The sequence below is a fragment of the Nonomuraea sp. PA05 genome, from assembly GCF_008086045.1.
GTDB classification, from domain to species: Bacteria; Actinomycetota; Actinomycetes; order Streptosporangiales; family Streptosporangiaceae; genus Nonomuraea; species Nonomuraea monospora.
This window is the reverse complement of record NZ_VSEY01000001.1, coordinates 235,235-257,118: the sequence shown is the minus strand read 5'-3', so window position 1 is coordinate 257,118 and position 21,884 is coordinate 235,235. Positions and strand designations below refer to the sequence as shown.

Below are 21,884 nucleotides of genomic sequence, written 5' to 3'. Positions count from 1 at the left end.
CATGCCGCTGTGGCACGTCTACCATCCCGCCGATGCCTTCTCCGAGCAGCACAAGCGCGAGTTCGCCGAGGAGGTCACCGGCTTCTACGCCCGGTTCGGGCTGCCCAGGTTCTACGTCGTGACGCTCTTCCATCCGGTCCCGCGGGAGTCGTTCCTGGTCGGCGGCGTGCCGTCGGGCGACACCGTGCGGGTCGTGATCGAGCACATCGCCCGCCACGCCGACGACCAGGGGCTGCGCGAGCGCATGGCCGGGGCGCTGGGCCGCCTGCTGGCCAGGCACACGCAGGAGCGGGGGCTGCACTGCGAGTTCCACGTGGACGAGACGCCGCGAGACCTGTGGATGATCGACGGGCTGGCGCCGCCGCCCACGGGCAGCGAGGAGGAGCAGCTCTGGGCACGCGAGAACAAGCCTGTGCCCTACTGATGACGTTCCAAAAGGGTATTTATGGCGAAGCCTGAACAACGCGTTGATCTTTGCCCCATCCTTGGTCCGCAGAGCGGGCTCCCCCTCTTACGGAGCCCGCGCCGATCATCGATGGGAGTTTCATGGTCAACCGATATGGGGCGCTGCTGACGGTCGCGACGGCCCTGGCCGCCCTGGGAGCCGTCGCCCCCGCCCAGGCGTCCGCGGCGGCCCCGGTCAGCGTGTCGTTCGCGGCCACGGAGGACGTGTTCGTCAGCCAGGCGGAGCCCGCCAAGAGCTTCGCCACCGCGACGTGGCTGAGCGTCTGCGGCTCCGGCTGCGGCGGGACCGCCACCGGGCAGCGCCTGGCGCTGACCCGCTTCAAGGTCACCGGCATCCCGGACGACGCCGAGGACGTCAAGGTCACCCTGGACGTCGTCTCGGCCAGGACGACCGCCACCACCGTCTCCGCCTTACCCGTGACGGGCTCCTGGACCGAGGCCGCCACCACCTGGAACACCCGCCCGGCCGTCAGCGGGAGCGCCGTCGCCACGCACACCGGGTTCACCACCGGCGCGACCGCCAAGCTGGACGTCTCCTCCGCGATCGACGGTGACGGCACCTACGCCTTCGCCCTCACCGGGACGTCCGACACCACGACCGTCCTGATGTCCTCGCGCGAGACCGGCGAGCGCGGGCCGAAGCTCACCGTCACCTACACGCCAGGGACGGGCGAGGAGCAGACCGCCGGGCCGCTGCCGTTCACCCTGGCGAGCACCTCGGCGCTGCGGGCCACGGGCAAGAAGGTGTTCGCGCACTACTTCCCGCCCTACCCGATCTCCTTCGACAACGCCGCTACGGAAAACGATTACTACGCCCGCAACTACCTCAAGCCCGAAGGAGAGAGCGGCAAGCACGCCGCCTACGGCGGGCTGCTGCGCGACCGCCCGCCCGGCCGCTCCCCCATCACCGGCGACTACGCGCTCGCCGACCTGAAGACCGAGGTCAAGCAGGCCATCGCCGCCGGCCTCGACGGGTTCACCGTGGACATACTCTCGGTGACCAGCGCCAACTGGACGCGGGTGCAGAACCTCGTCAAGGCCGCCGAGGCCGTCGATCCCGGCTTCAAGATCGTGCTCATGCCCGACACCAACGGGCTGGCCTCCGTGGACAGCGCCACCCTGGCCAAGGCCATCGCCGGGCTCGCCGCGTCCGATTCGGTCTACCGGCTCGCCGACGACCGCCTGGTCGTCGCCCCGTTCAAGGCAGAGGGCAGGACCGCCGCCTGGTGGGCCGACTGGATGAAGACCATGGAGACGACGTACGGCATCAAGGTCGCCCTGGTGCCCTGCTTCGTCGACTTCGGCAAGAACCGCGACGCCTTCGCCTCCATCAGCCACGGCTTCTCCAACTGGGGCAGCCGCAGCCCCGCGGCCAACGCCAACCTCACCACCAACATCACCACCGCGCACAACCTGGGCAAGATCTGGATGCAGCCGGTGTCGGTCCAGGACGAGCGCCCCAACCAGGGCATCTTCGACGAGGCCGGCAACACCGAGAACCTGCGCGCCTCCTGGAAGGGCGCCATCGACGGCAAGGCCGACTGGGTCCAGCTCACCACCTGGAACGACTACTCGGAGAACACCCAGTTCGCCCCGTCCAGGAACGCCGGGTGGACCTACCTGGACATCAACGCCTACTACCTGACCTGCTACAAGCTCGGCTGCCCGAAGATCACCAACGACGTCGCCTACCTCACCCACCGGGTGCAGCCGGTCGCGGCCACGCCGTCGTACGCGCAGACCAAGCTGATGAAGCTGCGCGCCGGCAGCACCGCCGCCCGTGACACCGTGGAGGTGCTCAGCATGCTCACCGCGGCCGGCAAGGTGTCGGTCACGGTCGGCGGCACCACGCAGACCTACGACGCGCCCGCCGGCGTGTCCGCCAAGACGTTCCCGCTCAGGGCGGGCACCGCCTCGGCCACCGTGACCAGGAGCTCCGCCACCGTGGCGAAGGTGACGTCGCCGTACCCGGTCACGGCGACGCCGTACGTGCAGGATCTGCACTACCGCGCCGCCTCCAGCGACCGCTGACGATCCAGGTCATCCCGTGCCCGCGTCCCATGGATCTTCCAGGATCGGGACCGCCGGGGACAGCAACCCGTCCGCGTGCTCGGTCACCTCGCCCCTGACGAGCCGGAAGACGCGGAACTCGTTCGCGTGCGGGCCGCCCTCGCCGTCCCACACGTACAGGAGGCCGTAGGAGCCGGGAGCGATCCGGCCGACCTCGGCGAACAGGCCGATGACCGCCGCACCCCACGTGCCGCCGCGGTTGGGGTTGCCGGCCAGGTGGACGAACGGCACGCCGTTCATCCACCGCAGGTCGGCCAGCCCGTAGTCGCCGAGCGTGGCCAGGCGCTCCCGGACCTCCTCGACCTGCCTGCGCAGCAGCGCCGGATCGTCGTCCGGGCCCGCGCTCTCGCGGATGGTCAGCCAGCCGTGATACTCGAACATCCCGGCCACGCTACCGATGCCCCCGCGACAGCGGCAGCAGGGCGGCGATGGACACCACGAGACCTCCTCCGTGTGAGCCAGATCACCGTTGTGGTTGACCTTAGGTCAGGGTGGAAGCTCGGCGCACCGGCCCGGAAGCGGGCCGGACCCGAGAAACTCCGAAGGAACGGAACCACCATGACCCTCACCGGCCAGGACAAGAGCACCTCGCGCACCGACACCACCGGGCCGGACCGCCCCGAGCTGCGCAGGACGATGGAGGAGCTCGTCGGCTCCGGCTTCCTCGGGATGTCGCTGCGCGTGCGCGACGAGCGCGGCGAGTGGACCGGCAGCGCCGGGGTCGCCGAGCTCGGCGGCGCCACCGCGCCGCCGATCGACGGGCACGTACGGGCCGGCAGCAACGTCAAGACGTTCATCGCCACCCTGGTGCTGCGGCTGGTGGCCGAGGGCAGGATCGACCTCGACGCTCCGGTCACGCGGTACCTGCCCGGGTTCGCGCTGGACGGGCGGATCACGGTACGGATGTTGCTGCGGCAGACCAGCGGCCTGTTCAACTTCAGCGGCGAGGTGTACGAGGACGGCACGATCGTGCACGGCATCCCCATCCCCTACGGCGCCACGGGCAAGGAGTGGGTGGACGACCGGTTCAGGACCTACCGGCCGCAGGAGCTGGTCGAGCTGGCGCTGTCCAAGCCTGCGCGGTTCGAGCCGGGCGCCGGATGGAGCTACTCCAACACCAACTACGTGCTGGCCAGGCTGCTGATCGAGCAGGTCACCGGCCGTCCGGTCGCCGAGGAGATGCGGCGGCTGATCTCCGGGCCGCTCGGGCTGACCGGCACCGTCATGCCGGACGACTCGCCGGAGATCCCCGAGCCGCACGCCCACGCCTACTACCGCTACGAGGAGGACGGCCAGACGCGGACGGTGGACGTCACCCGGCAGAACCCCTCCTGGGTCTCCAGCGGCGGCGACCTGATCTCCACCACCCGGGACCTGCAGACGTTCATCTCCGCTCTGCTGGGCGGCCGGCTGCTGCCCGCCGAGCTGCTGGCCGAGATGTGCACGCCGTACCCGACGGGCATCCCGAACATGGACTACGGGCTCGGCGTGTTCGTGCTGACCACGGCCGGTGGCGGCACCGTCATCTCGCACAACGGCGCCAGCGTCGGTCACGCCGCGCTGATGTACGGCACGCCCGGCGGCGGCAGGACCCTGACGGCCGCGATCAACTGCGTGGACGACGCCGACCTGACCGTCGCGGCGGCCTTCGCCTCCGCCCAGCACCGGCTGCTCGACGAGGTGTTCGGCGGCTGAGCCCCCGACCCCGCGGTTCAGCCGACCGGTCTGGCGACCCCGATGACGTGCCCGAAGTGCCGGAAGGCGAACCGTTCCGCGTTCTCGACGGTGAACCCCGCCTGCCGGATGGCGGCCAGCGTGTCGCGCGCCGGGTGGCAGCCTCCGGCCGCCAGCGCCCAGACCGGCGTCACCAGCCGCTCCGCCAGCGTCACCAGCGGGTTGCCCGAGCGCTGATGCTCATAGAAACGCAGCTCACCCCCGGGTGCCAGCACCCGCCGCACCTCGGCCAGCGTCTCCCGCACCCGGGCGGAGCAGCACAGCACCAGCGAGCAGACCACGGCGTCGCAGGAGCCGTCGGCGACGGGCAGGGCCAGCAGGCTCCCGTCCAGGATCCGCACCGGCCTCGCCAGCCGGTCGGCGACGCTTCTGGCCGCCGCCCGCAGGAACGGGTCGGGCTCCACCAGGACGATCTCCGTCACGTCCGCCGGGTAGCAGCTCAGCTTCACCCCGTCGCCCGCCCCCAGCTCCAGGACGCGCCCGCGCAGCCCGGCGAGGAGACGCCCGCGCTGCGGGGTCGGCGTGACCCCGTTCCGCACCCCGCGCGGGTGATGGAACTGTTCCATGCCCTCAGCGAGGCTCTGCCTCAAGAAGCCCTCAGCGAGGCTCTGCCTCAAGAAGGGCGGGGCCGCCCGGCCGCCCGTGTGCACGGTCATGTCTCCTCCTGAGATCCGCATTTCCACTATCGGGCCGGAAGGCTCAGGAGGGGCGGGGTCGCTACGTAATCCTGACGGATTCGGCCGGGATTCCTACGCGCCCTTGATGCCAGGCCGGTCGTTCATGAGCCGGGCGAGGCGATCCCAGGCCGGGGACGAGGCGCCGGCCTGGGACTGGGCGGCCAGCCTGGCGATGGCCGGGTTGTTGACCGGCCGCCCCTCGGACCGGCTGTGGTGCCGGCCGAACCAGTCGCGGGTGCGCTCGGCCAGGCCGGGCAGGCGGTCGTCGTCCGGCGACCAGTCGTAGGCGGCGTCGTGCTCCAGGTACAGGTCGCGGAACTCGGGGTCGGCCAGCAGTTCGGCCTTCTCGGCGATCCAGATGGAGGCGTCCTCGGGCGAGGCCGTCTGCATGAGGATCCAGCCGTCGCGTTCCAGCCGCCTCTGCCGCTCGCTGACGCCGAGCCGCCGCAGGTCGTCGAGGTAGTCGGCGACCTGCGGCGAGACGAACAGCCGGTCGCCGCCGTGCAATTGGGCGAGCTGCTCGCGGGTACGCCGCAACTGCTCGATGCGCTCTTCGAGGTCCTGGTCGACCTCGGCGATGGCCGCCGTGAGCGTCTCCTGGTCGGCGTCGAGCAGGTCCTTGATGCGGGCCAGCGGCACGCCCGCCTGCGCCAGCGTCCTGATCTTCACGAGGAGGACGGCGTGCTCGGCGGTGTAGCGGCGATAGCCGGAGGAGTCGCGGCCGGGCTCGGCGAGCAGGCCGCGCTCGTGGTAGTGGCGGATGGCCTTGGTGGTCACTGCGGCGTAGTCCGCGAGCTGGCCGATCGTGAGCATGCCGGACATCCTTCCACCCCGCCGTCAGGCGCGCCCGGCCAGGCGGCCGCCCCCGTTGCGGAAGCGCGCCCGTCCGTCGCGCACGTCGTGGTAGGAGACCAGCAGCAGCCGCAGGTACCCGTCGAACGTCTCCAGCGGGTAACCGGCGGGCGCGAACAGGCCGGGCCTGATCGGCACGTACCGCTGCGGCGGGGCGGAGGTCGTGCCGCCGGCGAACTCCGTGAAGATCCGCTCCTGCGAGGCGTCCGCCGGCTCGTAGGTGGTCCGCTCCTCCAGCTCGCCGTCCACGACGCTGACGTCGATGCGGAGCTGGTTCGATCGGTACGTGCCGACGTACGGGGTCAGGTCGACGTCCTGCTGCACCTCGGTGATCAGCGTGGGGATCGGGACGCCGAGATGGTCGCGCAGCAGCCACTGCAGGAGCTGGTCCTGCAGCATGAGCGCGCCCGGGGTGTTGCCGAACGCGGTGAAGACCAGGTCGTGCTCGGGCACGACGCACAGGATCGACACGCCGCCGGGCGAGGCGCCCGACATGGCCAGCACGGTCGTGCCGCCGAACGGGTACAGCACCCAGCCCAGGCCCATCGGCGGGGTGTTCGGGCTGTCCATGTCGTACGAGACCCGCTGCATGAGCGCGACCGACTCGGCGGACAGGACCCGCTCGCCGGTGGGCGACACGCCGCCCGCGAGGTGGGTGCGCCCGAAGGCGAGCAGGTCGGCGATGGTGCCGATCGGGGTGCCGCCGGCCGGGCCCCAGGTGTCGGGCAGCGTGAACATGCCCGTGACCCTGGCCTCCATGGTCTCGGGGTCCGGGAAGTGGCCGACCGCCGTGCTGCGCAGGATGGCCTGCTCGGCCGAGGTGCTGGAGTCCTTCATGCCGGCGGGCGCGTAGACCTCCCGTTCGAGCAGCTCGGGGAACGGCGTGCCGGTGACCACTTCCAGCAGCCGACCGGCGACGATCATGCCGCCGTTGGAGTAGCTGAGCCGCTCGCCCGGCTCGAACAGGGTGCCGCAGTCGCTCGCGAGCCCGGCGACGTACGTCTTCAGCGCCTCGCGGCCCTTGGCGTCGGGGAAGAACAGGTCGGCGTCGATGCCGTTGGTGTGCGAGATCAGGTGCCGGACCAGGATCTTGTCCGCCGCGCCCGGCACGGCCAGGGCGAACTCGGGCAGGTACGCGACGACCGGCGCGTCGAGGTCCAGCCGGCCCCGCTCGACCTGCTGCAGGACCAGCGTGGTGGTCAGGACCTTGGTGACGGAGCCGAAGAGGAAGCCGGTGCCGGCGAGCATGGGCGCGCCGGTGGCGGCGTTCGCGGTGCCGTGGGCGACGATGACCTGCTCGCCCGCGTGGTGGACGCCGGCGACGAACCCGGGGACGTGGCCGGTCTCGCAGTAGGCCGCGACCTGCTCGCGGATCTGGGCTTCGAGGGTGGTTTCGAGTGCGTTGTTCTCCATGCGTCAGATCGTGCAACCTTGCCCCTGGGGCAAGGTCAAGCGTGATTCCCGACCGAGCTATCCGGCGTTGCTCAGTACCGGTAGTGAGTGATACTTTCTACCGGTAGTCAGCGACACCGATTAGCTATGCGCCTACGGGGGGACCTGGACATGGCCACCGAGCCGAATGAGCCGAAGAGCCGCTACCTGCACTACCTGGAGGTCGTCACCGGGCCGCTGGAGGACAAGAAGCGCTTCCGGCAGTACAGGGCGCGCGTCAAGCGGCTGCCCGGCCACTACCGCGTCGCCGCCGAGGCGCTGGAGCGCTACCTCATGCACTTCGGGCCCGCCGACGGCAGCGGCGCCATGCAGATGTACGACGACCTCGCCGAGCTGCTCGAACGCAGCGCCGCGGACGGCACGCCGATCCGGGACGTGTTCGGCCAGGACCCGGTCGAGTTCGTCGAGGCGTTCATGGCCAACTACCCGCTCGGCCAGTACCGCAGGCGGGAACGCCGCCGCTTCACCGACGCCATCGCCCGCGCCGCCGGGGAGGAGCCCGCCTCCTCCCGCGGCGACGACCTTTCATGACCGCCGGACACCCCACGACGAACCAGCGGGCATCCACCCTCGAACGTCAGTCGTGACGCATCACGTTCCAGACGCCGGCTGCCCGAACCAGCCGGTGAGCGCTTCCCGCAACGCCTGCGCGGCGGTGCCGGCGGGCTCGTCGAGTGGCGCCGCCCAGGCGATGTGGGCGTCCGGGCGGATCAGCAGGGCGTCGGCGGGCCGCTCGCCGGTCTTGGCGGTGTGGACGTCGACGCGCCCCTCCCACTCCTGGGCGACCTGGCGCAGCTCCGGGCGTCCGGCGAGATCGAGCAGGACGGGCCGGGCGGCGCGCATGAGCTCGGCGACGCTGGTGACGCCCTGGTCGGTGTGCAGGGCCAGGTCGGGGGCGAACGCGCCGGTCAGCGGGTGGCCGTCGGCGCCCGGCATCGGGTAGCGGATGTCGGCCCCGGCGATGAGCGCGCCCATGCGGCGCAGCGGCTGCTCGTCGGACAGCAGTTCCTGGAAGACGGCCCGCAGCGCCTCGGCGGCCGGGTCGTGCCCGCGCCGCAGCGCCACCTGGGCGCGGGTGTGCAGCATGGTGCGGGCGCCGGCGAGGTGGCGTTCGTCGTGGTAGGTGTCGAGCAGGCCGGCCGGGGCCCGGCCGTTCAGGTCGGCGGCCAGCTTCCAGGCGAGGTTGACGGCGTCCAGCATGCCGGCGTTGATCGCCACGCCGGTGGCCGGGAACAGGTGCGCCGCGTCGCCGGCCACCAGGACGCGCCCCTGCCGGTAGCGTTCGGCCTGGCGGGCCTTGAAGGTGAAGCGCGACAGCCGGTGCGCCTCCCCCACCGGCAGGCGCAGGCCGAGCACGCGATGCAGGCTGTCCTGGAGCTCGTCGACGGTCATCGGGACGTCGTCGTCGTACTCGGTGGTCTCGTCCTCGATCGTGTAGAGGGAGACGCGCCGGGAGTCCGGCGAGGAGCCCAGCCCGAACAGGCCGTGGTCGGTGCGGGTGAAGCCGGCGCTGACGGTGCCGGAGCCGGGGACGTCGAGGTCGCCGTTGCCGAGCACGGTGACCGTGTCGGGCAGGGTGACCTGGGCGAGCCGGTTGACCTCCGGGTAGGTGACGCCGGGGAAGCCGATGCCGGCCCAGTCGCGTACCCGGCTGCGGGCGCCGTCGCAGCCGACCAGGTAGCGGGCGGTGAGCTGGTAGGTGCCGTCGGGGCCGCGCACGTCCACGGTGACCGCGGTGTCGTCCTGGCTGACCGCGGTGACCTCGTGCCCGCGGCGGACGTCGAGGCCCAGTTCGGCGGCGTACTCGTCGAGGACGCGTTCCAGCGACTGCTGCGGGAGCGGCAGGGCGTGCATCGGGGTTTGCGGCAGTTTGGTGAGGTCCACGTGCACGCCGCCGAAGGGGAAGATGGGCGGCGGGACGGGGTCGGTGCAGGCCGCCTGGAACCGGTCCAGCAGGCCGCGGTAGCGCAGCAGTTCCAGGATCTGCCCGCCGAGGCCGCCCGCCTTCGGCGTGTCGCGGCGTTGCGCCTTGCGCTCCAGGACCAGCGGGCGCACGCCGGCCAGGCTGAGTTCGGCGGCCAGCATCAGGCCGGTCGGGCCGGCGCCCACAATGATCACGTCAGTCATTCAGGTGTTTCCTTGGTTCGGTGCTGTCAAGCGCGTTCGGAGCTTCGCGGGGCGATCTCATCTCGGGGTCGCATAGTAGTGCAGAAGACGCAGCACCGGACTTATCGCGGTGGGTGGCCGGCGAGCCCGTCGATCCGGGCGCGCAGGGCGCCGGCGTCGCCCGGGGCCAGCTCGGCGACGAGGTCGAGGGCGCGTCCCAGGGTCTGCCGCCCCTCCGCCACGCGGCCCGCCGCCACCTGCGCCTCGCCGAGCCGCTGCAACGTCCTGGCGCCCAGCGCGCGGTTGCCGCCCCGCCACGACAGTGACCGCAGGTAGTAGGCGATGGCCTCCTCGTACTGGCCGAGCAGGTGGTGGATGTAGCCCATGCTGTCGAGGGTGGCCGACTCGCCCGGCTGGTCGTCCAGCTCGCGGTGGATGAGCAGGGCCTCCTCGCAGCGGCGCAGCGCCTCCCCGTACGCGCCGAGCCGGGCGTGGAACCAGCCGACGTTGTTGAGCACCCGCCCCTCGCCCGCGCGGTCGCCCGCCGACCGGTGCAGCCGCAGCGCCTCCTCGCACAGGGCGAGGCCTTCCGCGTAGCGGCCCTGGCGGTCCTCCAGCACGCTCAGGTAGGTGAGGCAGACGCCCTGCCCGACCGGGTCGCGCAGCGTGCGGAACAGGGTGAGGGCCTGGCGCAGGTGGGCGCCGCTCGTCCCGTCCTGGCCGAGGCGGATGAGCGCCTGGGCGAGCCCGACGCGGACGTGCGCCTGCGCGGCCGGATCGGCCAGCCGCAGGGCGGCCTCCAGCGCGGTCCGGTACATGGCCACCTGGTCGTCCGAGCGGCCCTCCTGCGACAGGAAGCCCCAGCAGGCGCAGGCGAGCTGCCAGGCGTGCGCGTCGAACCCGGCGCGCGCGGCATGCCTGATGGCCGCCAGCAGCGTCCGGTGCTCGCGGCCGAACCAGGCCAGGCTCTGGGCGCGGTCGGTGATGCGGGCCACGACCACGTCCGGCCCCGGCCCCGGCAGGGTCAGGGGCACCCGGTGCAGCATCTCCAGCAGCCCGTCGCCGAGGTGGGCGCTGTGCAGGTAGTGGTCCAGCAGCCGGTGCAGGGCCTCGCGGCGCTCGCCGTCCGAGTCGTGCAGGAGCGTCAGCTCCTCGGCGTACGCGCGGAGCAGGTCGTGCCAGCCGTACCGGCCGGGTGAGGGTTCGGCGGCCAGGTTCGCGCGGGTCAGCTCGGTCAGCAGGCGGCGGGCGTCGCGGACGGTGATCCCGGCCAGGCTGGCGGCGGCCGACGTGGAGATCTCCGGCGCCGGTAACAGGCCCTTCAGGCGGAACAGGCGGGCGGCGTCCGGGCTGAGGGCGCGGTAGGACCAGGAGAAGACGGTACGGAGGTTCGTTCCGGTGTCGCCGCCGTCGAAGACGTCGAGGCTGCCCGGCTCGTCGGGGCCGTCCGCCTCCTCCAGCCCCGTGATCAGCGCGTGCAGCGGGAACGCCGGGCGGGTGTGGGCGCGGGCGGCCACGATGGACAGGGCCAGCGGCAGCCCGGCGCACCGGGAGACGATGTCGTCCACGGCCTGCGGCTCGGCGCCCACCTTGTCCTTGCCGAGCCGGCGCGCCAGCAGCTCGCGGGACTCGGCGGGCGAGAACGACCGCAGCGACAGGGTGCGGGCCCCCTCCGCCGCGACCAGGCCGGTCAGCTCGGCCCGGCTGGTGATCAGCGCCAGGCAGCCGGTCGCGCTGGGCAGCAGCGGGCGGACCTGGTCGGCGTCGAGGGCGTTGTCGAGCAGGATGAGCATGCGGCGGCCGGCCAGCAGGCTGCGGTAGAGCCCCGCCTGCGCGTCGAGGGTGGCGGGGATCAGTTCGGGCGGCACTTGCAGGGCGTCCAGGAACAGGCGTACCGCCTCGGCGGGGGATCGGGCGGCGTGCGTGGGGCCGTAGCCCTGGAGGTTGACGTAGAGCTGGCCGTCGGGGAAGCGGTCGCGGGCGCGGTGTGCCCAGTGCACGGCCAGGGTGGTCTTGCCGACGCCTCCGGTGCCGGTGACGACGCACGGGGCGAGGGCCTGGTCCGGTCCTGGAGCGGTCAGCCGGTCCAGGGCGGCCAGCTCGTCCTGGCGGGCGGTGAACGGCTCGGTGTCCGGGGGGAGGTGGCGGGGGACGGCGGGGTTCTGCGCCGGGGCGGGAGGCGAACCGCCGTGTGCCGCCGTTCTGTCACGACCGGCCAGGATCGCCTGGTGCAGGCGTTGCAGCTCCTCCCCCGGCTCGATCCCGAGCTCCTCGGCGAAGCGCCGCCTGACCCCGCGGAAGACCGCCAGCGCCTCCGTCCGGTGGTCTCCCCTCGACAACGCCGTCATCAGCAGGGACGCCAGCCGTTCCCGCAGCGGGTGCTCCCCCACCAGCGGCGTCAGCTCGGCGGCCACCTCCTGGTGCCGCCCCTGCCGCAGGTCGAGCTCGACCCGTCGTTCGAGAGCCGCCAGCCGTTCCTCCTCCAAGCCGGGCACCACGACGTCGGGCAGCCACCGACCCGCCACGTCCGCCAGCGGCGGCCCCTGCCAGAGCGTCAGGGCGGCGCGCAGCAGGTCGGCGGCGCGTCCCGGGTCCGGCTCGCCGCCGGCGTCGCGCACCAGGTCGCGGAAGCGGTGCAGGTCGACGCGGTCGCGTCCGGCGGTGAGGCAGTAGCCGCGCGCCGAGGTCGTCAGCGCCGCCTCGGGGAACGGGGCGAGCAGGCGGCGCAGCCGGGAGATGTGCCCCTGGACGGCGTTGCGGGACGACTCGGGCGGTTCGCTCCCCCACAGCGCGGTCTGCAGCCGGGCCACGGGCACCGGACGCCCGGGTTCGAGCAGCAACATCGCCAGAACGGTCCGGTGCTGCGCAGTGGACGGGCCCAGGCGCCGCCCGGCGTGCCACGCTCCCACCGGCCCCAGCAGACGGAACTCCACGCCCTCGACGGTCACGTCGTCCCAAGCCTCCAGCCGCTTCCCCGGTGATCGCCGTAATTGATCACCGAGGGCAGCCTAACTGCGCGTTCAGCAGAAAATCAGCGCTATTTCAGTACCTCATCGCACTGTGGTCACAGTTGGCATCCAGCGCCACACGAACCATGAGGAGGCACATCATGGAGATCAAGGTCAAGAAGGTCGAGTCCGTCAAGGCTACTCAGAACCCCGCCACGTGAGGCGCTGACACCGCCTGACGATCTTACCCGCGGGGAGGGGCGGCACGCTCCTCCCCGCGGGCCCTGGCATGCGTACTTGGCCGGCGCGGGAGGCGCGATGCGTGTGGCGTTGAAGGAATGCGAGTGGGAGACGATCGGCGCGGATCTGCTGGTGGTCTTCGACGCTCGCGAGGCGATCACCCTGGACGACCCTGAAGGGCACGTGGCCGCGCTGCTGGCCGAGCTGCGCCGGGCGCCGCAGACCGCGGCCGAGCTGAGCGTCTCGCTCCAGCGGCGCGGCATCCCGCTCTCGGAGGAGGACGTCAGCGGCGGCCTGACCGGCCTCGACTCGCTGGGCCTGGTGGAGGACGCCGACGGCCGCACACTCGGCGACCCCGACGAGGACGAGCGGCACTTCTCCAACCTCAGCTTCTACGGCACCTACGCCGGTCTGGAGCGGCGGCGCGCCGGGTTCCACCGGCCGCTGAGCGAGGCTCACGTGCTGGTGCTCGGGGTCGGCGGCGGCGGTTCCTCCCTCGTCCAGTGCCTGGCCGGCCTCGGCGTCGGCGAGCTGACCCTGGTCGACCAGGACCGCGTCGAGTCCCGCAACTTCGCCCGGCAGTTCCTCTACCACCACGCCGACATCGGGCTGTCGAAGGCCGAGCGGGCCGCCGCGTGGGTGCGCGACTACGACCCGCGCATCAAGGTGCGCGCCGCCGACCGCTGGGTGTCCGCCCCGGAGGATCTGGAGGACCTGATCCAGGGCGTGGACCTCGTCGCGGGCGGGCTCGACGGGCATCCGCACGCCAACCTCTGGGCGAACGAGGCCGCGGTGCGCAACGGCGTCCCGTACGTGCTGGGCGGGGCCAACCGCAGCCAGCTCATGTACCTGTCCGTGGACCCCGGCCGCACGGCCTGCCTGGCCTGCGACTACGCCGACCGGCCGGTCGGGGACGGCCCGGACGCGGCCGCGTACCGGATCGTGGAGAACATGAAGCTGAGCAACCCGCTCACCGGGCCGATGGCGATGCAGGTCGGCTCGCTGCTCGCGCTGGAGGCGCAGCGCTACCTCACCGGGTACGAACCGCCGCGCGCGGCCGGTCACCGCGTCACCCTGGACCTGCGCACCGGCCTGGTGCCCGAGTGGCAGCCGCTGCCCAGGAACCCCGGCTGCCAGGTCTGCGCCCTGGCCCCGGCTCGCGGGAGCGAGCGCTGATGAGCGCCTCCGGCACCGCCCCGGTCAGGCTCAAGCCGCTCAGCGTCGTGCCGGAGGGCGACGACGAGGTCCTGGTGGGCGACCCCGCCAGCGGGACGTTCGTGACGATCCCGGCGGTGGGCGGGGTGGTGATCGCCGCTCTCCAGCGCGGCGCGAGCGTCGAGGAGGCGGCGGCCGAGGCCGAGGCGTTCGCCGGGGAGCCGGTCAACGTCCCGTCCTTCGTGGAGGTCCTCGGTGAGCTGGGCTTCCTGGCCACCGAGGAAGACGGGGACGCCGCGGACCCCGTCCGGACCGCGCCCATCCAGGCCCGCCGCTGGATGACCAGCGTCCGCCCCGAGCTGGTCCGCCCGTTCTTCGGCCGGGTGGCCTGGGCCTGCTACGCCGCCTGCCTGCTGTACGCGCTGGCCGTCTTCGCGCTGCGGCCCGGCCTGCTGCCCGACCCGGCGGTGGACGCGTTCCCGTTCGCGGACGTCGGGCTGAGCGCGCTGGCCTGGCTGCCGTTCGTGTGGTTCGCGGCGGCCAGCCACGAGTGCGGCCACTGGCTGGGCGCGCGGGCCCTCGGCATCCAGACGCGCTTCGGCGTCGACCGCCGCCTGTGGATGCTGGTCTTCGAGACGGACCTCACCCAGCTCTGGACGCTGCCCCGCCGTCAGCGGTACGGCCCCCTGCTGGCGGGCCTGGCCGTGGACTGCGTCCTGCTGGCCGCGCTGCTCACCGGGCGGCTGCTGATCGACACCGGGGTGTGGCGGGCGCCGGAGCTGGCCGGGAAGCTGCTGGCCGCGTGGGTGTTCATCAAGGTCATGCAGATGCTCTGGCAGAGCCTGGTCTTCCTGCGCACCGACCTGTACGCGGTGCTGGTCAACGCCCTGGGCTGCCGCAACCTGTGGCGGGTGAAGACGCTGATGCTCAAGCGGGCCCTGTCCAGGCTGACGGCCGGGGAGGCGGCGGAGCTGGCGGACGCGACCAGCACCGACCTGCGGGTGGGCCGCTGGTTCCGGTGGGTGTGGCTGGCGGGCTTCGCCGGCGTGATCGTCTGGTTCTGCGTCCTGCTGCTGCCGGTCTTCGCCGAGACGCTGAGCTGGGCCGCCGAGGGGCTCGCCGAGGGGCCGCTGACGGCCGCGTTCTGGTACCGCCTGCTCTGCGTCACCCTGCTCCTGGGGCCCGAGACCCTGGCGCTGGTCCTGGCCGTCAAGGAGTACGCGGGCCGCCTCACGGCCCGGCGCGCGGCGCGCGCGAGCTAGTCGGCGGACCTCAGCAGCATCGCCTCCACCTCGGTGCCCGCGTCGGCGGTGCAGACGTAGGTGCAGCTTCCTGTCGCCGGCTCGACGTAGTACAGAGTCGCCCGCTTGCCGCACTTCGCGCAGAAGGCGGAAGGCCCGCCGCCGAGCTCGGCCAGGCCGACCTTGATCTCCGGGATGAGAAAAGCCATGCGGGCAGCGTAGATCAGCGTGGCCGGGACTCCCGGGGCGACAACGGGTCTTGCCGGTTTCATGGCCCGCAGCTGGTCCGACAGGGAAACGACGGACCGCACGCGAGCGGTATTGATGGACATACTCGCGACATACCGCCCGTTCCTGCGGTGAGCCTGCCGGGCACCTGACGGTCTTGCGCGGCGGGCCGGGGATGTGCACCCTTGGACGGTGCCCGAGAGCGTGGACGGGGTGTGCGACCACCCGTACGGAAACTCGTGGATCCATCACACGGCCCAGCGGAGCCCCGTGGTCAGCGTGTCGACCGACGCCGTGCCGCGCCAGGACCGCCTGGCCTGGTGGGCGCACATGTCCGCGCACGAGATCGCGCCCACGGCGCTGTCCAGCTCGCACGCCGACGACTTCCAGGGCCGGACGCGCTCCGTCGACCTGGCGGGCGTGCGGGTGGCCGAGTTCGCGATGTCACCGGTGACCGGCACGCGCACCCCCACCCACATCAGGCGGCACGACCCCGACGTCTACCAGCTCTTCCTGGTGCACGACGGCCCCGTGCGGCTGGAGCAGCGGCGCACCGACTCCGTCCTGGAGGCCGGTGACTTCTCCCTGTTCAGCACCTCTCACCCGTACTTCACCACCTTCGCCGACATCGGCGCCCTCACCCGGCTGACCATCCTGTTCCTGCCGGGCGAGGCGCTCCCCCTGCCCCGCGGCACCCTGGAACGTCTCCTGGCGCACCAGCTTCCCGCCAGGACCGGCACCGGGGCGATCCTCGCCCGCTACCTCACCGGCCTGCACGAGCACGCCGCCGGCTGCGACCCCGCCGACCTCCCCCGCCTGGGCGCCATCGGCCTCGACCTGGCCGCCACCTTCCTCGCCGGCCGCCTCGGCACCGCGAACCTGCTCACGCCCGAGACCCGCCGCCGCACCCTGGCCGCCCGCATCGACGCCTTCATCGACCGCCACCTCGGCGACCCCGACCTCGATCCGGCGGCCATCGCCGCACGTCACCACATCTCCGTGCGGACGCTGCACCTGCTCTTCCAGGATCGCGCCGAGACCGTGAGCGCCACCGTCCGGCGGCGCCGCCTCGAACGCGCCCGCGCCGACCTCGCCGACCCGCGGCTGCGCGATCAGCCGATCGGCGAGGTCGGGCTGCGGTGGGGGTTCAGGACGGCCGCCGAGTTCAGCCGGGCCTTCCGCAACGCGTACGGCATGAGCCCCCGCGACCATCGGCAGCACGCGCTGAACAGTTGACCTGCCGCGCCCGCGGTGGTGATACTTGTCCCTCAAGCTAGCCAAATTTGGCTAGTCGGCCGGTGAGGGGTCTCATGAGTTCGGTACGGCTGCTGGTGCTGGGAGCGTTGCGCAGGCGGGGCCGCGCGCACGGCTATCAGGTGCGCGCGGATCTCGAGTCGTGGGGCGCCCACGAGTGGGCCACGGCCACGTCGGGCTCGGTGTACCACGCGCTCAAGAGCATGGCCGGTCAAGGCCTGCTGGTGGCGCACGGGCAGGCGCCCTCGCAGGCCGGCGGCCCGTCCCGGATCGAGTACGAGCTGACGGGCGACGGCGAGCAGGAGTACCTGACCCTCCTCAGCCGGGCCCTCGCCGACCGCACGCCCGACCTGGACGTGCTGGGCGCCGCCGTCGGCCTGATCGAGGACCTGCCGCGGGAGCACGCCCTGCGCATGCTGCGCGAGCGGGCGCACGCCATGCGCGAGTGGCGCGCGGGCATCACCGCCCACCTGCCCGCGGGCACCGACCTGGAGACGTGGGGGCCGATCGGCGAGGTGCTGTCCCTGTGGCTGACCACGTCCGACACCGGCGCCCGCTGGACCGACCGGCTCATCCGCCGCCTTGAGGAAGGCGCCTTCACCATGGCCGGCGAGAGCCCCGCACCCCGATAGCCGGAGACATCATGGCCAACGAGATCACCGTACCGCTGCTCCCCTGCCGGTCCATCGACGAGATGGTCGGCTTCTACACGATGCTGGGCTTCGCCCGCACCTACTACCAGACCCGCCCGAACCCGTACGTGTCGCTGCGGCGAGAGGACCTGCGGCTGGACTTCTTCGGCATGCCCGGCTTCGATCCCGAGGAGTCGTACGGCACCTGCGTGGTCCTCGTGCCCGACACCGGCGAGCTGTTCGAGGCGTTCGCCGCGGGCATGCGCCGGGTGCACGGCAAGCTCCTGGTGACCGGCATCCCCCGGATGACCCGGCCGCGCAAGCGGAAGAACGCCGACAACGTGTCCGGGTTCACCGTCATCGACCCGGGCGGCAACTGGATCAGGATCATGGCCGCCGCCCCCGTGCCCGAGGAGGAGACGGCCACGGGCAAGCTCACCACGACCCTGCACAGGGCGGTCGTGATGGGCGACTCCCACGGCAAGCACGTACGGGCGGCCCAGATCCTGGACGCGGCCCTCGACCGGGACAGGGACACCGCGACGGCGGCCGAGCAGCTCGAAGCGCTGGCCTACCGGGCCGAGCTGGCGCTGCGGGCCGAGGATCCGGCGGCGGCCGGCGACGCGCTCGCCCGTGCCCGCGCGCTTCCGCTGTCCGGCGCCGAGCGTGACAGGCTCGCCGGGACGCTGGCCGCCCTCGACGACGTGGAGGCCGCGCTCCGGCCCGCCCCCTGACCCGTTCGCTCGTGGACGACGCCTCAGAGATCACGACGGGGCGGCGCGCATCAGGCCACCCGCCTGGCGGCCGGGCGGGACATCGTGCCCGCCGGGTCGATGACGATGCCGGCGACGTCCAGCTCGGCGAGCATGCCGCGCAGCGCCGGCTCGGTGAGCACCGCCCACTGCTGGTCCGGTCCGAGCACCTGGCTGAGCTTGAGCCGCGAGGTGAACGCGACCGCCGCCCGCTTGCCCGCGGCGGTGCGGAACAGCCGCAGGGCCGAGGCGAACCTGCCCGTGCTGACGGGGACGAACAATCGGGGCTCTGACATCTGTTTCCCTCCTGCGAAGGTCGTACATGAGGGACGCTAGAACCGTTTCAAGGCGTGTTTCGCAATCGCTACGCAATCCGGATGCTCAACCCCGGAGATTCTGACGCGACGTTGACGGCGGCCGACCCGGTCGATGCGAGGATTGCCTGATGTTGTACGGGCGAGAGCGGGAGCAGCGGGAGCTCGGCCGGCTCCTGGCCGAGACGGCCTCCGGCAGGGGCGGCGCGATGCTGGTCCTGGGCGAGCCGGGCGGCGGCAAGTCGGCGCTGCTGCGGTGGGCGGGCTCCGGTCAGGAGTTACGGGTGCTGGGCTGCACGGGTGTGGAGAGCGAGGCGGAGCTGCCGTTCGCGGCGCTGCAGTCCCTGCTGTCCGGCGCGATGGAGCAGCTGCCCGGCATCCCCGGCCCGCAGGCGGAGGCGTTGCGGGCGGCGCTGGGGCTGGCCGCGCCCGGGGGCGACAACCGGTTCCTGGTCGGCCTGGCGACGGTGTCGCTGCTGGCGGAGCTGTCCGCGGACGGGCCCGTGCTGTGCCTGGTGGACGACGCCCAATGGCTGGACCGGCCGTCGGCCGAGGCGCTGGCGTTCGCCGCCAGGCGGCTGGCGGCCGAGAAGGTGTTCCTGCTGTTCGCGGCGCGCGAGGGCACATCCCTGCCGGGCGTGCCCGAGTTGACGCTCAAGCGGCTGGACCCGGTGGCCGCGCGGGCGCTGCTGGCCGAGCACGCGCCCGGCCTGCCCGCCCATGTACGCGACCGGGTGCTGGCCGAGGCCGACGGCAACCCGCTGGCCCTGCTCGAACTGCCCAGGACCGAGGACGGCGCCCCCGGCCCGCTTCCCCACCGCCTCCAGGACGCCTACCAGCGGCGCATCGCCAAGCTGCCCGCGCCGGCCCGTACGGCGCTGCTGGTGGCGGCGGCGGAGGAGAGCGGCGCGCTGACGGCCACGCTGCGCGCCATGGCCGGCCTGGGGCTGGAGGCGGACGCGCTGGCGGCGGCCGAGAGCGAGGGGCTGATCGCCGTGGACGAGCAGACGGTCGCCTTCCGGCACCCGCTCATCCGTACGGCCGCCTACCGGGGCGCGCCGTTCACCGACCGGCTGGCCGCGCACGCCGCGCTCGCGGACGCGCTGGCAGGCGACCCCGACCGGGCGGCCTGGCACCGGGCGGCGGCGGTCACGGGGCCGGACGAGCAGGTGGCGGCGGACCTGGAGGCGGCCGCTCTGCGGGCCCGGCGGCGTTCCGGGCACGCCACGGCCGTCGCGGCGCTGGAACGGGCCGCCCGGCTCACCGCCGGGGAGCAGGAGCGGGCGCGGCGGCTGGCGCTGGCCGCGGAGGTCGCCGTGGACGCGGGGCTGCCCGACCGTGCCAGGCACCTGGCCGGTCAGGCGCTCCGGCTCACCGAGGACCCCCGGGTGCTGGCGCACGTGGCGGTCGTGCGGGCCAGGGTGGAGTCGGAGCACGGCTCGCTGCGTACCGTGCACGAGGTGCTGGTCACGGCGGCGCGGCAGGTCGCGCCGCTCGACGCGGACACCGCCGCGTCCATGCTGGCGGACGCGTCTCGGGCGTCCTGGTCGGCCGGCGAGCCGCAGCGGGTGGCGCAGGCCCACCGCATCCTCGCGGAGCTGCCGCCGGACGCGGTCAGGAACAAGCTCGTCGCCTCCATCGGCGGGGCGCTGCAGCTGTACTCCGACGATGCGACCGAGGCGGCCGACGGGGTGGCGCTGCTGCGCGAGCACATCGCGCAGGGCAGGAACGGGCCGCCGGGGCTGCGGCTCAACGTGGCCTCGCAGGCGCTGCTGACCGGCGACTACGACGACACCCGCGACATCATGGCCGGCCTGGCGGAGGAGAGCCGCACGAGCGGGGCCATCGGCTGGCTGCCGATGGTGCTGTGCACGCTGGCGACCGCCGAGATCAACCTCGGCCGCCATCGCGACGCGGTCCAGTCGGCGAGCGAGGCGCTGCGCATCGCCGAGGACATCGGCCAGCCCAGCCGGGTGGCCCACGCCGAGGCGCTGCTGGCGTACGTGGCCGCCATCCGCGGCGACGAGCCGGGCACGCGTCCCGCCGAGCGGAGCCTGCGGCGTTTCCCCGCGCACGCCAACGCGCTGGTCGCGGCGTGGTGCGAGTGGGCGCTGGCGCTGCTCGACCTCGGCCGGGGCCGCTACGAGGCGGCGCTGGACCGGCTGGAGACGGCCACCCGCGGCCCGATCCGGCACGTGGGGCTGGGCGTGCACTTCGCGGCCGACCAGGTGGAGGCCGCCGTCCGGCTCGGCCTGCCCGAGCGCGCCGCCGAGCCGCTGGCCCGGCTGGAGCAGTGGGCCGCCGCCGCCCGGCTGCCCTGGGAGGACGGGCTCGTGCTGCGCTGCCGCGCGCTGGCGACCGGCGACGGCGCGCTGTACGCGCGGGCGCTGGAGCTGCAGGGCGAGGCCCGGCCGTTCGAGCGGGCCCGCACCGAGCTGCTGTACGGGGAGTGGCTGCGCCGCGAACGGCACAAGGCCGAGGCCCGCACGCACCTGCGCGAGGCGCTGGAGCGGTTCGAACGGCTCGGTGCCGTGCCCTGGGCCGAGCACGCGCGCGCCGAGCTGCGCGCGGCCGGCGAGAGCTCGACCCCTGCCGCGGCGGACGCGCTGGCCCAGCTCACCCCGCAGGAGCTTCAGGTGGTGCGGCTGGCGGCGACCGGCGCGACGAACAAGGAGATCGCCGCGCGGCTGTTCCTCAGCCCCAAGACCGTCGGCCATCACCTCTACCGCGCCTTTCCCAAGCTGGGCGTCTCCACCCGGACCGAGCTGGCCCGCCTCAGCCTGGAATAGGGGCACATGCCCGATACCGTCGGATGATCGCCGCTTCTACCGTCTTGACCAGGAACAAGATGAGGAGAGTGGCAGCCATGGAACTGGCCATCGAAGTGGAAGGGCTGGTCAAGTCCTTCGGCCGGGCCCGGGCCCTGGACGGGCTGGACCTGAGCGTACGAACCGGGGAGGTGCACGGCTTCCTCGGCCCGAACGGCGCCGGCAAGTCAACCACCATCAGAACCCTGCTGGGCCTGCTGCGCGCCGACTCCGGCCGGGCCGTGCTGCTGGGCGGCGACCCCTGGCGCCAGTCGGCCGCGCTGCACCGGCGGCTGGCGTACGTGCCGGGCGACGTGAGCCTGTGGCCCGGCCTGACCGGCGGCGAGGTCATCGACCTGCTCGGCCGGCTACGCGGCGGCCTGGACCGAGCCCGCCGGGCGGAGCTGCTGGAGCGCTTCGAGCTGGACCCGCGCAAGAAGGCCAGAACCTACTCCAAGGGCAACCGGCAGAAGGTCGCCCTGGTGGCCGCGTTCGCCTCCGACGCCGAGCTGCTCATCCTGGACGAGCCCACCTCCGGCCTGGACCCGCTGATGGAGGCCGTCTTCCAGCAGTGCGTGGCCGAGGAGAAGCGGCGCGGCCGGACCGTGCTGCTGTCCAGCCACATCCTGTCGGAGGTCGAGGCGTTGTGCGACCACGTCACGATCATTCGCAACGGCCGCACCGTCGAGGCCGGCCCCCTGAGCCGGCTGCGTGGCCTGGCCCGCAGCCGGGTCAGCGCCGAGCTGGCCTCCCCGCCCAACGGACTGACCCGCATGCCGGACCTGCACCAGGTGCGCGTGGACGGCAAGCGGATCTCCTTCGAGGTGGACCGCAGCCGGCTGGACGCGGCTCTGGCCGAGCTGATCCGGGTCGGCGTGCACGACCTGACCTGCACCCCGCCCTCGCTGGAGTCCCTGTTCCTGCGCCACTACGAGAGTGCGAAGGCGGAGCGATGAA

19 protein-coding genes are annotated in these 21,884 nt (G+C 73.0%); 11 read left to right on the top strand and 8 right to left on the bottom strand.

Annotated elements, in window-relative coordinates:
- The first annotated feature begins 1 nt into the window (after position 1).
- Entirely contained in the window at positions 2-424 is a 423-nt protein-coding gene (locus FXF51_RS01205) for a tautomerase family protein (RefSeq protein WP_148432319.1), read from the top strand.
- A gap of 122 nt (positions 425-546) precedes the next feature.
- Complete coding sequence (locus tag FXF51_RS01200) at positions 547-2,496, top strand: endo-1,3-alpha-glucanase family glycosylhydrolase (RefSeq protein WP_148432318.1); 1,950 nt, start codon at positions 547-549, stop codon at positions 2,494-2,496.
- 9 nt (positions 2,497-2,505) lie between these two features.
- On the opposite strand, the gene FXF51_RS01195 is transcribed toward FXF51_RS01200, so the two are convergent.
- On the bottom strand, positions 2,506-2,916 hold the full coding sequence (locus FXF51_RS01195; RefSeq protein WP_148432317.1) for an Imm7 family immunity protein: 411 nt from the start codon (positions 2,914-2,916) through the stop codon (positions 2,506-2,508).
- A gap of 177 nt (positions 2,917-3,093) precedes the next feature.
- On the opposite strand from FXF51_RS01195, the gene FXF51_RS01190 reads away from it, so the two are divergent.
- Positions 3,094-4,230 (top strand): serine hydrolase domain-containing protein, encoded by a 1,137-nt coding sequence (locus FXF51_RS01190; protein WP_148432316.1) that lies wholly within the window; start codon positions 3,094-3,096, stop codon positions 4,228-4,230.
- 17 nt (positions 4,231-4,247) lie between these two features.
- On the opposite strand, the gene FXF51_RS01185 is transcribed toward FXF51_RS01190, so the two are convergent.
- From FXF51_RS01185 to FXF51_RS01175, 3 genes are all read right to left on the bottom strand, one after another.
- Entirely contained in the window at positions 4,248-4,835 is a 588-nt protein-coding gene (locus tag FXF51_RS01185; protein WP_187414096.1) for a class I SAM-dependent methyltransferase, read from the bottom strand.
- A gap of 183 nt (positions 4,836-5,018) precedes the next feature.
- Positions 5,019-5,759, bottom strand: coding sequence for a MerR family transcriptional regulator (locus FXF51_RS01180; RefSeq protein ID WP_148432314.1), 741 nt, complete (start codon positions 5,757-5,759; stop codon positions 5,019-5,021).
- A 24-nt stretch (positions 5,760-5,783) separates the two neighbouring features.
- A complete protein-coding gene (locus FXF51_RS01175) occupies positions 5,784-7,211 on the bottom strand; it encodes a serine hydrolase domain-containing protein (protein WP_148432313.1) in 1,428 nt (475 codons plus the stop codon).
- A gap of 150 nt (positions 7,212-7,361) precedes the next feature.
- Here FXF51_RS01175 and FXF51_RS01170 point away from each other — a divergent pair, with 150 nt between their 5' ends.
- Positions 7,362-7,781 carry a DUF1048 domain-containing protein gene (locus FXF51_RS01170; RefSeq protein ID WP_148432312.1) on the top strand — a complete coding sequence of 140 codons (420 nt, stop codon included), beginning with the start codon at positions 7,362-7,364 and terminating at the stop codon, positions 7,779-7,781.
- Between the two features lie 60 nt (positions 7,782-7,841).
- Here the strand turns inward: FXF51_RS01170 and FXF51_RS01165 are convergent, their stop codons facing one another.
- Together FXF51_RS01165 and FXF51_RS01160 are read right to left on the bottom strand one after the other, a co-directional pair.
- On the bottom strand, positions 7,842-9,377 hold the full coding sequence (locus tag FXF51_RS01165; RefSeq protein WP_148432311.1) for an FAD-dependent monooxygenase: 1,536 nt from the start codon (positions 9,375-9,377) through the stop codon (positions 7,842-7,844).
- Positions 9,378-9,478: 101 nt separating this feature from the next.
- Positions 9,479-12,289, bottom strand: coding sequence for an AfsR/SARP family transcriptional regulator (locus tag FXF51_RS01160; RefSeq protein WP_148432310.1), 2,811 nt, complete (start codon positions 12,287-12,289; stop codon positions 9,479-9,481).
- 333 nt (positions 12,290-12,622) lie between these two features.
- On the opposite strand from FXF51_RS01160, the gene FXF51_RS01155 reads away from it, so the two are divergent.
- Both FXF51_RS01155 and FXF51_RS01150 read left to right on the top strand, forming a co-directional pair.
- Positions 12,623-13,720: a HesA/MoeB/ThiF family protein gene (locus FXF51_RS01155; protein WP_148432309.1), complete on the top strand. Its 1,098-nt coding sequence runs from the start codon at positions 12,623-12,625 to the stop codon at positions 13,718-13,720.
- Entirely contained in the window at positions 13,720-14,961 is a 1,242-nt protein-coding gene (locus FXF51_RS01150) for a hypothetical protein (RefSeq protein ID WP_148432308.1), read from the top strand. Before FXF51_RS01155 ends, FXF51_RS01150 begins: the two co-directional genes overlap by 1 nt.
- Here FXF51_RS01150 and FXF51_RS01145 read toward each other — a convergent pair.
- On the bottom strand, positions 14,958-15,149 hold the full coding sequence (locus tag FXF51_RS01145) for a hypothetical protein (RefSeq protein WP_148432307.1): 192 nt from the start codon (positions 15,147-15,149) through the stop codon (positions 14,958-14,960). The two genes, FXF51_RS01150 and FXF51_RS01145, sit on opposite strands and share 4 nt — an antisense overlap.
- Before the next feature lie 211 nt (positions 15,150-15,360).
- On the opposite strand from FXF51_RS01145, the gene FXF51_RS01140 reads away from it, so the two are divergent.
- The 3 genes from FXF51_RS01140 (at position 15,361) to FXF51_RS01130 (ending at position 17,788) form a co-directional block, all read left to right on the top strand.
- Complete coding sequence (locus FXF51_RS01140; protein WP_222871067.1) at positions 15,361-16,404, top strand: helix-turn-helix domain-containing protein; 1,044 nt, start codon at positions 15,361-15,363, stop codon at positions 16,402-16,404.
- Positions 16,405-16,478: 74 nt separating this feature from the next.
- A complete protein-coding gene (locus FXF51_RS01135; RefSeq protein WP_148432306.1) occupies positions 16,479-17,054 on the top strand; it encodes a PadR family transcriptional regulator in 576 nt (191 codons plus the stop codon).
- 11 nt (positions 17,055-17,065) lie between these two features.
- A complete protein-coding gene (locus FXF51_RS01130; RefSeq protein ID WP_148432305.1) occupies positions 17,066-17,788 on the top strand; it encodes a VOC family protein in 723 nt (240 codons plus the stop codon).
- Positions 17,789-17,838: 50 nt separating this feature from the next.
- On the opposite strand, the gene FXF51_RS01125 is transcribed toward FXF51_RS01130, so the two are convergent.
- Positions 17,839-18,102: an SAV_915 family protein gene (locus FXF51_RS01125; protein ID WP_148432304.1), complete on the bottom strand. Its 264-nt coding sequence runs from the start codon at positions 18,100-18,102 to the stop codon at positions 17,839-17,841.
- Between the two features lie 149 nt (positions 18,103-18,251).
- On the opposite strand from FXF51_RS01125, the gene FXF51_RS01120 reads away from it, so the two are divergent.
- Positions 18,252-20,909 (top strand): helix-turn-helix transcriptional regulator, encoded by a 2,658-nt coding sequence (locus FXF51_RS01120; protein ID WP_148432303.1) that lies wholly within the window; start codon positions 18,252-18,254, stop codon positions 20,907-20,909.
- Positions 20,910-20,986: 77 nt separating this feature from the next.
- Positions 20,987-21,883, top strand: a complete 897-nt coding sequence (locus FXF51_RS01115; RefSeq protein WP_148432302.1) for an ABC transporter ATP-binding protein — start codon at positions 20,987-20,989, stop codon at positions 21,881-21,883.
- Position 21,884 lies beyond the last annotated feature (1 nt).